The organism is Dactylosporangium sp. NPDC051484, assembly GCF_040689395.1.
Lineage (GTDB): Bacteria > Actinomycetota > Actinomycetes > Mycobacteriales > Micromonosporaceae > Dactylosporangium.
In genome coordinates, this window is sequence record NZ_JBFAZX010000007.1 from 153420 (window position 1) to 166856 (window position 13437).

General features: G+C 73.3%; 14 protein-coding genes. 10 read left to right on the top strand and 4 right to left on the bottom strand.

Annotated elements, in window-relative coordinates:
• Positions 1–76 precede the first annotated feature (76 nt).
• A complete protein-coding gene (locus AB0367_RS15590) occupies positions 77–1420 on the top strand; it encodes a glutamate-cysteine ligase family protein (RefSeq protein ID WP_366226961.1) in 1344 nt (447 codons plus the stop codon).
• Positions 1421–1434: 14 nt separating this feature from the next.
• On the opposite strand, the gene AB0367_RS15595 is transcribed toward AB0367_RS15590, so the two are convergent.
• Entirely contained in the window at positions 1435–2073 is a 639-nt protein-coding gene (locus AB0367_RS15595) for a hypothetical protein (RefSeq protein WP_366226962.1), read from the bottom strand.
• Positions 2074–2140: 67 nt separating this feature from the next.
• On the opposite strand from AB0367_RS15595, the gene AB0367_RS15600 reads away from it, so the two are divergent.
• From AB0367_RS15600 to AB0367_RS15625, 6 genes are all read left to right on the top strand, one after another.
• Positions 2141–4018 (top strand): SpoIIE family protein phosphatase, encoded by a 1878-nt coding sequence (locus AB0367_RS15600; protein WP_366226963.1) that lies wholly within the window; start codon positions 2141–2143, stop codon positions 4016–4018.
• Positions 4015–4923: an aminoglycoside phosphotransferase family protein gene (locus tag AB0367_RS15605; RefSeq protein WP_366226964.1), complete on the top strand. Its 909-nt coding sequence runs from the start codon at positions 4015–4017 to the stop codon at positions 4921–4923. Before AB0367_RS15600 ends, AB0367_RS15605 begins: the two co-directional genes overlap by 4 nt.
• A gap of 98 nt (positions 4924–5021) precedes the next feature.
• On the top strand, positions 5022–5375 hold the full coding sequence (locus tag AB0367_RS15610) for a helix-turn-helix domain-containing protein (RefSeq protein ID WP_366226965.1): 354 nt from the start codon (positions 5022–5024) through the stop codon (positions 5373–5375).
• Complete coding sequence (locus AB0367_RS15615) at positions 5372–5641, top strand: hypothetical protein (protein WP_366226966.1); 270 nt, start codon at positions 5372–5374, stop codon at positions 5639–5641. Before AB0367_RS15610 ends, AB0367_RS15615 begins: the two co-directional genes overlap by 4 nt.
• A gap of 213 nt (positions 5642–5854) precedes the next feature.
• Complete coding sequence (locus AB0367_RS15620; protein ID WP_366226967.1) at positions 5855–8077, top strand: MMPL family transporter; 2223 nt, start codon at positions 5855–5857, stop codon at positions 8075–8077.
• A gap of 220 nt (positions 8078–8297) precedes the next feature.
• Complete coding sequence (locus AB0367_RS15625; RefSeq protein ID WP_366226968.1) at positions 8298–8468, top strand: hypothetical protein; 171 nt, start codon at positions 8298–8300, stop codon at positions 8466–8468.
• A 99-nt stretch (positions 8469–8567) separates the two neighbouring features.
• Here AB0367_RS15625 and AB0367_RS15630 read toward each other — a convergent pair whose 3' ends face one another.
• Positions 8568–9407: an NADP-dependent oxidoreductase gene (locus AB0367_RS15630; protein WP_366226969.1), complete on the bottom strand. Its 840-nt coding sequence runs from the start codon at positions 9405–9407 to the stop codon at positions 8568–8570.
• 166 nt (positions 9408–9573) lie between these two features.
• Here AB0367_RS15630 and AB0367_RS15635 point away from each other — a divergent pair, with 166 nt between their 5' ends.
• Positions 9574–10545: an AraC family transcriptional regulator gene (locus AB0367_RS15635; protein ID WP_366226970.1), complete on the top strand. Its 972-nt coding sequence runs from the start codon at positions 9574–9576 to the stop codon at positions 10543–10545.
• A gap of 46 nt (positions 10546–10591) precedes the next feature.
• Positions 10592–11698 carry a DNA polymerase III subunit beta gene (locus tag AB0367_RS15640; RefSeq protein ID WP_366226972.1) on the top strand — a complete coding sequence of 369 codons (1107 nt, stop codon included), beginning with the start codon at positions 10592–10594 and terminating at the stop codon, positions 11696–11698.
• Between the two features lie 475 nt (positions 11699–12173).
• On the opposite strand, the gene AB0367_RS15645 is transcribed toward AB0367_RS15640, so the two are convergent.
• Together AB0367_RS15645 and AB0367_RS15650 are read right to left on the bottom strand one after the other, a co-directional pair.
• The gene (locus AB0367_RS15645) at positions 12174–12296 is read right to left on the bottom strand and encodes a hypothetical protein (protein ID WP_366226973.1); all 123 of its coding nucleotides are present in this window, start codon (positions 12294–12296) and stop codon (positions 12174–12176) included.
• Positions 12293–12643 (bottom strand): hypothetical protein, encoded by a 351-nt coding sequence (locus AB0367_RS15650; protein WP_366226975.1) that lies wholly within the window; start codon positions 12641–12643, stop codon positions 12293–12295. The genes AB0367_RS15645 and AB0367_RS15650 overlap by 4 nt, the downstream gene beginning before the upstream one ends.
• Before the next feature lie 246 nt (positions 12644–12889).
• Here AB0367_RS15650 and AB0367_RS15655 point away from each other — a divergent pair, with 246 nt between their 5' ends.
• On the top strand, positions 12890–13363 hold the full coding sequence (locus tag AB0367_RS15655; RefSeq protein WP_366226976.1) for an ATP-binding protein: 474 nt from the start codon (positions 12890–12892) through the stop codon (positions 13361–13363).
• Positions 13364–13437: the final 74 nt, after the last annotated feature.

A 13437-nucleotide genomic window follows, 5' to 3' on the forward strand; every position in this document is an offset into this window, starting at 1 on the left:
TCCGGCGATCACTCGGCTACCATGGGCGTCTTCCGGCGACGGGCGGGGCGGGCCGCCACTGTCGAGGGAGGCCCTGGTGGGTGAGACTGCAACGCTGCGGCGCGCGGATCTGCGCCGCGTCTTCGACGCGCCGCCCGGGCGCCCGGAGGCCGTCGGGATCGAGGTCGAGGTCGGCCTGGTCTGCCGCGAGGACCGGCGCAACGCGTCGTATCCGCAGGCGCTGGCGCTGCTGGACGGGCTCGTCCGTGGCCGTGGGGCGAGCCCCCTGCTCGACGGCGCCTACACCATCGGCGCCGCCATGCCCGGCGGCGGCACGTTCACGCTGGAGACCGGGGGAGCGCTGGAGTACTCCTCCGCGGCGTTCCCCACCGTCGCCGAGGCGGACGCCGACGTGCGCGACAACCTGGTCGCGGCGGCCGGCATCGGCGCCGGGCACTGCCTCGCGCTGATCACCGGCGGGATCGTGCCGTTCGCGGCGGCCGACGCCATCGCGTGGAACCCGAAGCCGCGGGTGCGCGTGATGCGCGAGTACTTCCGCGAGCTCGGCCCGGACGGCGACCACGCCGACGAGGTCATGGGCTTGATCCTCTCGGCGCAGACGTCGCTGGACTACGTCTCGCACGAGGACCTCATGGACAAGCTGCGGCTGCTGGTGCGGGCCGCGCCGGTCGTCGCCGCCCTGTTCGTCGACTCGCCGGTGGCGGGCGGCACCGAGACGGGCGCGCTATCGCGGCGGATGCAGTACTGGCGCCGCTTCGACCCGCGCCGCTGCGGCGTGCTCGGCGTGGCGCTCGAGGCCGGGGCGGGCGTCGACGAGCTCGTCGAGTGGGCCCTTCGCCTGCCGATGATCTACCGGCTGGTGGACGGCTCGCACGTGGCCGCGCCCGGCATCCCGTTCCGGCAGGCGATGCGGGACGGCTTCGGCGACGGCACCTACCCGACCGAGGCTGACTGGGAGCTGCACCTGAGCCAGGTCTGGCCACACGTGCGGGTCCGCCGCACCCTGGAGACGCGCCTGTCCAACGCGCCGCCGTGGCCGTGGTTCGGCGCCGGCACCGCCCTGTGGACCGGCCTGGCCTACGACCCGCGCGCCCGGGCGGCCGCCGGCGCGCTGCTGCGTGACCTGAGCGCCGACGAGCTCGACCGGGCCGCGGTCGACGTGGCGGTCAAGGGGCTCAACGCCTCCGTCGGGCCGTATCTGGCTCAGGACCTGGCCCGGGAGCTGCTGCGGCTGGCGCGGCGCGGGCTGTCCGCCCGGGTCGCCGCCGGGCTGGAGCGGCCCGAGGCACTGCCGCTGCTGGAGCCGCTCGAGGAGGTCTGCGAGACGATGCGCACGTTCGCCGACCGGACGCTGCAGGTCTGGCAGCGCGGGCCGGACGAGTTCCTGCGCGCCTTCAGCGTCCCCGGCGATCCAGCCTGAATCACCAGCCTGAGTCAGCTGCCCAGCACCCGCAGCGTCACCGCCGCCAGGCCGGCCAGGATCTCGGTGAAGTGGTTGGAGTGCAGGCCGGCCGAGCGGACCGCGACGTCGTGGGTGCGGCCGCCGGCGGTCAGCGCGCCGCCGTCGTGGTACGACTCGTAGGGCGCGTTGCGCACCTGCACGATCGCGAACGCGAACAGGTTCTCGTGCCGCTCCTGCGCGCCCGCGCGGGTGTGCTCCCAGCGGTACCGATCCCGCATCGCCTCGAACGCGGTCCCCTCGCCGCCGTGCGCCTGCGGATGCACCGATGCGTAGGTCTCGTTGGCGAAGCGGACGGTCCAGCCGGAGGCCTGGTGCTCGGCCGCCTTCGCCGCGATCATCGCCTGGATCTGCCGGATCTGCTCCTCCGGCATGCCCTGGGCCCGCATCCGCGCGATCCGGGCCGCGTTCTGCCCGGCGACGATCTCGCCGGGCTCCAGGTCGGGTGCGCCGACGCCGCCGTCGCGCAGCCGCTTGCGGACGGCGTTGCCGATGAACCCGGTCGCCTCCGGGCCGAGCAGGTCGAGGGGGTGCCCCACGGGCACCGGCGGCATCGCGAGCAGGTCGGGTGGCCCGCCGGGGTCGGCGGGCTGTTGCCGGAAGCGTCCGAACATAAGCCCATGATGGCGCCCAGCCCGGGCCGTGCACCTCGACTGACGTACGCCTGACAGGATGAGCCCCATGGACGCCGACCCACTCCGCTCAGCCATCGAGCAGGCGCCCTACATCCTGATCGCCTGCGAGGGCCCCGACCTGCGCATCATCGGCCTCAACGGGGCGTCGCGGGCGCTGTTCCCGGGCCGGGACCTGCTCGGGCTGCCGCTGCGCGAAGCGATGGCCGACCTGGCCGGACAGCAATGGATCGGCCTGTACGAGCAGGTGTACCGCACCGGCGAGCCCGTCGTCGGCCAGCAGTGGCGCGCCCACCTCGCGCTGCCCGACGGCTCGGTCCGGGAGCTCTTCGCCGACTTCAGCATCACGCCCTGGCATCACCCGGACGGGCGGATTCGCGGCGTCATCGGCGGCGGCACTGACGTCACCGAGATCGTCCAGGCCCGGCTGTCCGCCGAGCGGCACGCCGCTGACCTGCAGCGGCAGTACCGGCAGGCCCGCGACGTCGTCGACGCGCTGCAACAGGCGCTGCTGCCGCGCGGCCTGCCGCTGCTGCCGGGCGTCCGGGTCGCCGCCAGCTACCTGCTCGCCGGCGCCGGCGCGGCCGCGGGTGGTGACTGGTTCGACGCGGTACCGCGACCCGGCGGCGGCGTCGCGCTCGTCGTCGGCGACGTGGTGGGCCATGGCGTCACCGCCTCCGGCGTCATGGGACAGCTGCGCGCCGTGCTGCAGGACCGCCTCGACGGCGGCGACCCGCCGAGTGTCGCCCTGGCCGCCGCCGACCGCTTCGCCCGGCGGGTGTCCGCTGCCCGCGCCGCCACCGTCTGCGTCGCCGTGCTCGACCCCGCCTCCGGTGTCCTGGAGTACTGCACGGCCGGCCACCCGGTGCCGCTGGTCGTCTCCGCCGCCGGCGCCGCCCGCTTCCTGCCCGCCTCGGGCGCCGCGCCGCTCGGCACCGGCGGCGACTTCCCCATCGTCACCGCCCGGCTCGACCCCGGCGACCTGCTGCTGCTCTACAGCGACGGCATCATCGAGCGCCCGGGTCGCGGCGCGGCCGAGGCGGCCGAGGAACTCGCCCGCGTCGTCGCCGACGTCGTCGCCGGCCGGGCCCTGCACGCCCCCGAGGTCTCCGCGGCCGAGCGGGCCTGCACCCAGACCGTCGAGCTGCTCGTGCGGGCGACCGGCCACCGCGACGACATCACGTTGCTCGCCGCACAGCTGGTCGGCGCGCCGGAGCCGCTGCACGCCGAGGTACCGGCCGACCTGACCCGCCTCGGCGTGCTGCGCAAGACGCTCGCCGCGTGGCTGGAGGCGCTCGGCGTCACCGGCGGGGACACGTTCGCGCTGCAGCACGCGATCGGCGAGCTCGTCACCAACGCCGTGGAGCACGCCCCCGGCGGCGAGCCGGCCGACGTGCGGGCGCGGCTCACCGACGCCGGCGCGGTCGAGGTCGTCGTCACCGGCCGGGGCCCCTGGCGGGAGCCGCCGCGGGTCTCCGAGCGCGGCCGCGGCCTCGCCCTGTCCACCCAACTCGTCGACGAGCTCACGCTGGAGCGTTCCGCCGCCGGTACCGTGGCCACCCTGCGCCTGCGCGTCACCCGTCCCGCCGCGCTGCTCAACGGCGCGGCCCCCGTCCCGCCGCCGCAACCGGTCGCCGAGCTGTCCATCGTGGACACCTCCTGCGGCACGGCCGTCCTCATCGCCGGCCCCGTCGACGCCGGCAGCGCCGAGCGGCTGCAGTACGACCTGCTCTACCGCTCCCGGGGCGGCACCGTCGCGCTCACCGTCGACCTCGCCGGCGTCACCCACCTGGCCAGCGCCGGCGTCGCCGCCCTGCACGCGGTCGCCGCCCGGCACCGCGCGCACGGCACCGCGCTGACCCTGCTCGCCCCGCCCGGCAGCCCCGCCCGGCACGTGCTGGCGCTCGTCGCCCTGCCGTACGAATGATCACTCCCACCCTGCGCCGCAACGTCACCGCCGTCTGGGCCGAGGCCGGCGAGCGCTGGCTCGCCACGCTGCCGGCCACCCTTGCGGCGATCGCCGCCGACTGGTCCCTCACCGTCGGCGACCCCTTCGATCTCTCGTACCACTACGTCACCGCCGTCACCCTCGCCGACGGCGGACAGGCCGTCCTCAAGCTCGGTGTGCCGGGCGGCGGCTCGCTCGCCGAGGAGGCCCCCGCCCTGGCGGCCTTCGACGGGCGCGGCGCGGTGCGGCTCCAGCGCGCCGACCTGGACCGCGGCGCGCTGCTGCTTGAGCGCGCCCTGCCCGGCCACCGGGTCCGCGACCTGCCCGACGCCGAGGCCACGTCGGCCGCCGTCGCCGTGATGCGTCAGCTGCACGCCCCTGCCGCAGCCGTGCTGCCCGACGTGCTGACCCAGGTCCGGGCCTTCGACGGATACCTGGCCCGGTTCCCCGACGGCGGCCCGCTGCCCCGCTCGCACGTGACGACGGCGGCGGGCCTGATGCGGGAGCTGTGTGCCTCGGCCACGTCCCGCGTCCTGCTGCACGGCGACCTGCACCACGACAACGTCCTGAGCGCCACGCGGGCGCCGTGGCTGGCGATCGACCCGCACGGCCTGACCGGCGACCCGTCGTACGAGGCCGGCTCCTGGCTGTTCAATCCCGACCCCGACGACCGGGATCCGGCCCTGACCGCGCTGGTTCCCGGGCGGCTCGAGCAACTGGCCGACGAGCTCGGACACCCCCTCGACCGGCTCGTGGCGTGGGGATTCGTCAAGGCGGTGATGTCGGACGTGTGGACGGCCGAGAACTGGACCCCGGGCGCGACATGGTCCCCGGCGAGCCGCGCCCTGGACGTGGCTGATCTCCTTCGCCCCGCGCTGTCCTGACCGGTCCATCTTGAGCGTGCGGGATGTGCGCCGGTCTGTGCAGTAGCAAGCCGCGATCTGCACGTGCTAACTTCTGTTGGCATGTGCTGGGTTCGGTTATGAACGATGCTGCTCCGACCGGGGACGAGCTGGTGCAGGTGTTGGCCACGTTGGCCAACCCGCACCGGCTGCGGGTCGTCGCGGCGCTGGTGGGCGAGCGCAACTACGTGAGCCGGCTGGCGCGCGAGTTGGGCATCAGCCGGGCGCTGCTGCAGGTCCATCTGCGGAAGTTGGAGACGGCTGGGCTGGTGTCGGCACACCTGGAGCTGTCCGAGGACGGGAAGGCGATGAAGTTCTACGAGGTCAATCGGTTCGTGTTCACGCTGACGCCGGAGGCGATCGCTGCCGCGGCGCAGACGCTGACCATCCCGGATGCGGTGCAACGAGACGGTGAGGAGGGTTCGCGTTCGTGAGCGGACAGGATTGGACGGAAGTCGTCGGCGCCATCGGCCTGTTTGCCCTGGTCATCACGGTGATCTCGGTGACGATCGTGCAGTTGGCCGCGACCTGGCGGGCGAAGGCGACCTTGGCCCGCGAGGCGGAGTACCGCAAGCTCGCCGAGACTGCGGTGCAGACCCAGGAGGCCACCGAGCGTCAACTTGCCGACCTCGGCGAGCGCTTCGGGCAGATGCAGACCCGGCTGGCCTCGATCGAGCGGATCCTCAAGCAGGTCGAATAGCCGGGTAGGTCCTGGGCCGTCGAGCGGCAACTCGACGGCCCAGGTGAGGAAGAAGCACTACCTCGCCCGCAGGCGAGTTCTGACCGTCATGCTCCTTCGTGGAAAGGACAGCACTTCATGCCGCGTACAGGCAAATCGTCCGGTGGTCACCGAGGTGGCGTCACCCGGCCGCCGGGGTCACCACCTCACCGCGGCCGTCAGGCCGGGCGAACGGTGATCGAGCGGGTCGCCGGCTGGTCGGTACGGCACCGGGCATCGGCAATCGCCGGCTGGTTCACGCTGGTGGCGGTAGCCGTACTCTCCAGTGCGCTGCTGCCCGGCGAGCGGGCACGATCCACCGATCCGGGCGAGTCCGGTCGCGCACAGCAGGTGTTGCGGCAACAGGACGGCTACGTGCCGGTCCTGGAGAGCGTGTTGATCCAGCCCCGTGAGCCACGGGGCCAGCGGGTGAACGACGATCCGCGGCTGCGTGCGGCGGTGGAGGACCTCGTCGTTTCGCTGCGGCGCACCGGCGCGGTCACCGACGTCCGCTCCCCCCTGGAGTCCGGCGGGCAGCCGCTGATCTCCGAGAACGGCCAGTCCGGCCTCGTCACATTCCAGATCGCCGGCGTCCTCGACGAGGTGAGACCCAACTATGACGCCGCCGTCCGGGCGGTCGAGGCGATGACGCACCGCCATCCGCAGGCGCGGGTGGCGCAGGCAGGCGATCGGAGCCTGGCGGTCGCGGTGGACCAGGGCATCCAGGACGACTTCAAACGCTCCGAGTTCATCTCGCTGCCGCTGACCGTGGTGATTCTCCTGGTGGTGTTCGGATCCCTGGTCGCCGCCGGTATCCCGCTGCTGCTCGCGCTCACCACCGTGGCGGGCACGTTCGGGCTGCTCCAGGTCGTTGCCCACTGGGTGCCGATCAACAGCGCCACCTCGTCCATGGTGCTGCTCATCGGCGTGGCGGTGGGCATCGACTATTCCCTGTTCTACCTGCGCCGGGCCCGGGAGGAGCGCGCAGCGGGACGCGACATCGTCCAGGCGCTACGGATCACGGCCCGCACCTCCGGGCACGCCGTGGTGGTCTCCGGCCTGACCGTGATGCTGTGTCTGGCCGGTCTGCTGTTCACCGGGCTGGACAACTTCCGGGGACTGACCGTTGGTGCCGTGTTGGTGGTCGGTCTGGCGATGACCGGGTCGGTGACCGTGCTACCGGCGCTGCTGGCCCTGCTCGACCGCAGGGTTGACAGCGGCCGCATCCTGTGGCTGAGCCGGCACCGCATCGCAGCAGTTGAGTCCCGCCTGTGGTCCGCCGTCGCGCACGCCGTCGTCCGGCATCCGCTGCTGTGGGGTGGGACGGCAGCGATGACCCTGGTCATCGTGGCGCTGCCCGCATTCGGCATGCGGCTGCAGGACGCCGCCGTCACCGACAGCCTCCCGCGCAGTGTCGCCACCGTTGACGCGGCGATCCGGATGCAGCAGGCGTTCCCGGGCGCGGCCAGCCCGGCGCGGGTCGTGGTCTGGAACACCAGCGGCGGCGACGTTGACAACCCCACGGTGCGAACCGCGATCGACGACTTGCGCCGGCAGCTCACCGGCAGCGGCGGCGTGCTGGCCGAACCCCTCGCGGTGGTCAACGTCGACCGGGTACTCGTGGTCCGGGTGCCATTGGCAGGGTCAGGCACCGACGCCACCTCCAACCGGGCCTTGCGGACGCTGCGAGACGGCGTCCTGCCCGCTACCCTCGGCAAGGTCGATGGGATCGACTACGCCGTCACCGGCCGAACGGCTTTCGCTTACGACTTCGCCACCGTCGTGAACAGCCGGACCCCGTTCGTGTTCGCCTTCGTGCTCATCCTGGCATTCGTCCTGCTCATGATCGCCTTCCGGTCCCTGGCCGTCCCGGTCGTGTCCATCGGGCTGAACCTGCTGTCGATCGGCGCCGCGTACGGCGTACTGACCTGGGTGTTCCAGGATGGACACGTCGCCTCCGTGCTCGGTTTCACCTCCTACGGCGGGGTGGTCGGCTGGCTGCCGTTATTCATGTTCGTCATGCTGTTCGGCCTGAGCATGGACTACCACATCTTCATCCTCAGCCGGATCCGCGAACGCTGGACCGCCACAGCCAACCCGCGCGACGCGATCATCGGCGGTATCGCCAGCAGCGCCGGCGTCGTCACCAGCGCCGCGGTCATCATGACCGCTGTCTTCACCGTCTTCGTCACACTCAGCGCCATCGAGTACAAGATGCTCGGCGTCGGCATGGCCGTCGCCGTCATCATCGACGCCACCATCGTGCGCGGGATTCTCCTCCCCGCCGCCATGACGCTGCTGGGAGCCCGCACCTGGACACTGCCGCGCTGGCTGCAGTGGCTCCCAAGTACGTCGCAGCAGACAGAACCTGATCACGAACGCGTTCCCCAGCCGACTGCGCTGGAACCCACACACTGAGCCAAACGTTTCATCGACGGGCGCGCTGGTCAGCGAACCAGCGCACCCCGTCGATGCTCTCGGGCGCCCGTCCCGACACATCAAGCGGACCCGATCAATCGGCGATCCGGAGGAGCTGAGCCGGCTGCGCACCCCTTCGCGCTCAGTGCCTGCACACCTCCACTGATCCGGGAAACCCTCCGCAACGGGGACCTGTGCCCGTGCCTCTGTGCGGCCCTCGATGGCACACAAACCGACGCGCGAGCAACACGGCATCGACGCCGCGGTGCTGACGCGGCTCGTGACCGATCCGGGCCTGGTCGTGGCGGCGGCCGATGCGCGCGAGGAGATGGCGGCGTCGCCCGCGCCAGAGACGCCCGTGCCGTGGCTGGAGTCGCGCCCGCCCCTCTGACCAGCGGCGGCATCTTTGTCGTATCCGCCGCTACGTTGCACCCATGACTCGCTTCACGGGACCAGGATCGTCTTGCCGCGCAGGCGGCCGGCCTCGGCGTCAGCGGTGCACGGCGGGCAGTTCGGCCAGCGGTCGCTCGGCCGCGATGTCGAGCCGGATCGCACCGTCGTCGACGAGGCGCACGAGGGCGGCGAGGTCCCCGGGGTCGTTGCGCACCACGAACCGCACCGCTCTGATCGAGCGGCCCGGCGGCGGCTCGATCGGCGCGGTGACGGACACGATCGTGCCGGACGGGCGGACCAGCGGTACCAGATCCGCGGGCTCGTCGGCCGGCACCAGGTTGATCACGACGTCGAACGCTCCGCCCGGCGCGCCGCGCGTGTAGTCGTGCACGGTGTGCGCGCCGAGCGCACGCACCGTAGCGGCGCTGCGGGCGCTGGCGGTGGCGGTCACCCGGCCCCCGGCGTACCGGGCCAGTTGCACCGCGTAACCACCGATACCACCGCCACCCCCGTTGACGAACACCTCCGCCCCGCTCGCGATCCGTGCGTGCTCGAACACGGCCTGCCACGCGGTGACCCCGGCGACGGGCAGCGCGGCGGCGTGCGCGAGCGGCACGTCACGCGGCGCGAGCACGAGCAGCGCCGGGTCGACGGCCACGAACTCCGCCGCCGCGCCCCCGTCCACACGCCCCACGACCCGATCGCCGGCCGCGAACGGCCCGCCCGGCGTGACAACGGTTCCCGCGAGATCCCATCCCAGGGTGTACGGCAGGTCGAGCTCGAACATCCCGCGCAGCCATCCGTTGCGCAGCCCGATCTCTGATGGGTTGAACGACGTCCCGGCCACGCGCACGAGCACCTGCCCGTCACCGGGGATAGGGACCGGCACGTCGTCTTCGCGGACCACCGAGGCGTCACCGTACGTGTGTATGCGCATCGCTTTCACGCTTCCGAAGCTATGCGGCGCAACGGACCCGGCCCATGCCCGCGCGTCCCGCGTTCATATGCGAACGTCTTCGGCCGGAATCATCGTGTCGCGGGCGCGCGTTGGCGACAGTTGGTGACACTGTCGCGGTCGGGAGTCTGGAGGCGTGGGTGTGGGCGTGGACGTGCTCAGTGACGCGGTCGCGGTGATGCGCACCGGCCGTCCGGTGTCGGCCCGTCTGGCCTGGCGGGCGCCGTGGGGCCAGCGGTTCGCGACGGTGCCGGGCGCGGCCGGCGTCCAGGTGGTCCTGCGTGGCTCCTGCTGGCTGGTGCCGGACGACCGGGCCCCGATCGCCCTGTCCGCCGGCGACGTGTTGCTGATGGCGCACGGCCAGGGGTACGCGCTGGCGGACTCGCCCGCGACACCGCTGCGACCGTGCACCGCCGGGTCGCCCGAGCCGGCCCGCTCGGGGCCGGGCGCGGAGGCGGGCGTGGTGCTGTGCGGGGCGTACGAGCTGGAGCCGAACCGCGCGCATCCGCTCCTGGACGAGCTGCCGGAGCTGGTACACCTTCGCGCCCACACCGGCCAGAGCCCCCAGCTGCGTGCCGTGGTCGAGCTGCTCGGGGCCGAGCTCGAGCGGCCCGGCGCCGGTGCCGGGGTGGGCGTGACGGCCCTGCTCGACCTGCTGTTCCTGCACGCGTTGCGGGGCTGGTTCGACGGGGCCGCGGCGCTTGGCGGCGACCGGACGGCGGGTACCGACGAAGGCCGGGCACACGGGTGGGCGGGCGCCCTTCGCGACCCGGCGGTGGCCGCGGCGCTCGCGGCCATCCACCGCGACCCGGGCCGGGCCTGGACGGTCGCGGACCTCGCGGCGGTCGGCGGGCTCTCGCGGGCGCCGTTCGCGCGCCGGTTCGCGGCGCTCGCAGGGAGGGCTCCGCTGGCGTACCTCACATGGTGGCGCATGACGATCGCGGCGCGCATGCTCCGCGACTGCGACGCGCCGCTGCGGGTGGTCGCGCAGCGCGTCGGGTACACCAGCGAGTTCGCCTTCGCGGCGGCGTTCAAGCGGCGGTTCGGCACCGCACCGGGGCGCTACCGCCGCGACCGCGCAGCGGCGATGCCCGCGCCCGAGACGCTCGGGCCCCGCTGACCAGCGGCGGCATCTTTTTGTCGTACCCCGCCGCTATGTTCCACCCATGACCCGCCTCCTCGACGTCACCGCGCCCGTCCGCCTCCTGGCCGAGGCCGCCGCCCTCGCCGTCCGGCTGCTCACCGGCCGGTCCCCGCATCCGGTCCACGCGGCCGCGCTGTTGCGTGCCGACGGGGACGGCCTGGCCGTGTCCGCCACCGACGGCGCCCTCACCGTTCGGCTGAGGGTCCCGGCCACCGTCCACGAGCCCGGCGAGGTGCTGGTCTCGCGCCGCGGCCTGGCCGACACCATCGCCGGTCTCGACGCGCCCGAGGCTCGACTGGTCGCCGAGGGCAGTCGCATGGCCGTCCGCGTGCCCGGGGCGCGGTTCGCGCTGCCGGTGCTCGCCGACGTGTGGCCACCGGCCGCCGTCCTGCCGCCGCAGACGGGCCGGGCTCCCGGCCCCGAGCTGCGCACCGCCGCTGCTGCGGTCGCCGGTGCCGCCTCCCGCGAGCACGCCCTGCCCATCTTCACCGGCGTGCGCGTGCGAGCCGTGGCGGGTGGGATGTCGCTGCTGGCCACCGACCGTTATCGGCTCGCCGTGGCCACCGTCCCCGTCGAGGCACCGGCCCCGTTCGACGCCCTCGTTCCCGCGGGCCTGCTGGCTCGCGTCGCCCCGGTCCTGGGCCGCGCCGAGACCGTGGGCCTGCACGCCGCCGGCGAGCTGTTCGGCCTGTCCTGGCCCGGCGGTAGCGTGACGACCCCGACGCTCGGGGACACCTATCCGGACCTCCAGTTCGACCGCCTCCTGGACGTCACCCCGGAGTGCGTGGTCGAGGTCGATGCCGACGCGCTGGCCCACGCCGTCGACCGCGCCGCGGCGTATGCCGGCCAACAGGGCCGTGTGACCCTGCAGTCGATCGAGGGTGCCCTCCTCGTGCAGGCCCGCGACCCGCTGCGCGGCGAGTCGGAGGAGACCGTGAAGGCCACGGTCCGCTCGGGCCAGGCGACCCGGTGCTACCAGGCGCGCCTGCTTGCCGACGCGCTGGGCGCCTTCCCGGGCGAGATCGTGCAACTGCGCGTCCAGCCCGCACTGCGAGCCACGGAGGTGACCACCGCCACCGCCGACCTGCGCTACCTGATCGTCCCGATGCGCCAGCCCGACCCTGCCTGAGCGACACCGAGGGCACGGACGACCCTCCCATCCATCTCACCGCGCGCCGACAACCCCGCGGTCAACCGCAGCGCGCGCGGGGACGGCGGCGTGGTCGACCCGACCGCCCGCGGCGGGCGACGGCGCCGTCATCGACCTCAGCCAGCGGGCGGCGAGGGCGTCGCCGGCCTGGCCGGCGGCGGAGGCGGCGGAGCGCGCGAGGCTGGGATGGCGTCATCGACCTCGACCGGCCCGGCGCGCAGGTGCGTCGGCCGGCCCCGGGCTGCGACGCACGCCTCGTCGAGCATCGCCTCGGCGTTCGGCTTGCAGCTCGCGCACCACGGACAGGCGCACGCCAGGGCGGACCACGGTGGTGCTCACCCTCGCGTCCGCCGCCGTGCGCGCCAGCCGCGTCGGCCGGTGCCGTTGCCCAACCACACCCTGCTGGATGCCACGACGAACACCTTGGTCAGCTCCGGCCCTGGCCCGGACACAGTCATGCCCGGCGCAGCGCCGCCCGCAGCGGCGTGGCCGATCGCCGCCCGATCGCCGTCGCGCCGATCGCGGGCCGTCCCGTCACGCGACCGCCCGGCCACCGGTCCGGGGTGCGGCTGGTCATCCGGTTGGCCACTCGTTCAAGACGTGTAATCGGATCAGGGCCGCGTGGGAGAGCGGCTTCGTCAGGTCGGACACGTCGCCGTTGGTCGTGTAGTCGAGCAGGGTGACCGGGCCGGCGGTGGCCAGGGCACACAGCTGGGTCAGCTCGGTGCCGAGGTGATGGTCGAGGACGAAACGGTAGGCCGGCAGGTAGATGCGCCGGCGCGCGGTCTCGTAGTCGAGCAGGTCGGTGCCGTCGAGGCCGGCGCGATGGCCGTGGACCGGGCCGAAGCGGCGCACCGTGCGCTTCAGGCCGGTCATGCGCGTTGCGGTCAGCAGGTCGCGGTCGACGCCGGCGGTGTCGAACACCTTCAGGGCCTGCCAGATCGCCTCGAGGAGGCGCCGACCGCGCCTGGACTCAGCGGCACCGGGATGCCGCCGTGCGGATAGAACGGGCCGAAACGCACCCACGGGTGTGGGCCGCGGGAGGTCACGTCGACGACGGTGGCAGCGGAACCGGCCGTCCGGCTGCGGTGGTGCACGACCCGGATGTCCATGGCTGGCATCTTGCCCGGGGGGTACGACAGTTTTCGGTCCGCGCGTGGTGGGTACGCCGTGGACGCGACGAAGGAGGAAGATGTGCCGCAGCAGGAGATGCGCCTGCAGTTCTCGCTGGAGCTGCCGCGCGACGCCGCTTTGGTCCGCGATGCGCGGCGAACCCTCGACGGCGCCCTCGCGGGCGCCGGCGTGGCCCAGGACTGCCGTGACGACATCCGGCTCGCGCTCACCGAGGCCTGCGGCAACGTGGTCTCGCACGCGAGCCTCGCCAGCCGCTACCACATCGAGGTCACGGTCGACGACAGCGAGTGCGTGATCGAGGTCACCGACGAGGGCGGCGGCTTCGACCCGGCGCTGGCTGCGGCGGTGGCCGCCGAGGAGCCGGCCAACGAGCCGGCCCGGCTGCGCGAAAACGGTCGTGGCCTGCACGTGCTCGCCGCCGTGGTGGAGCGCCTGGACGTGGTTTCAGTGGAGGACACCGGCACACTCGTGCGATTCGGCAAGCATCTGACGTGGGACCCGTCCGGGTGAGAGTAATCAGCCGTTCGGACGTATGCTTACCCGGACGAACGTATGATGCCACGCACATGCACGCAGTGAACATC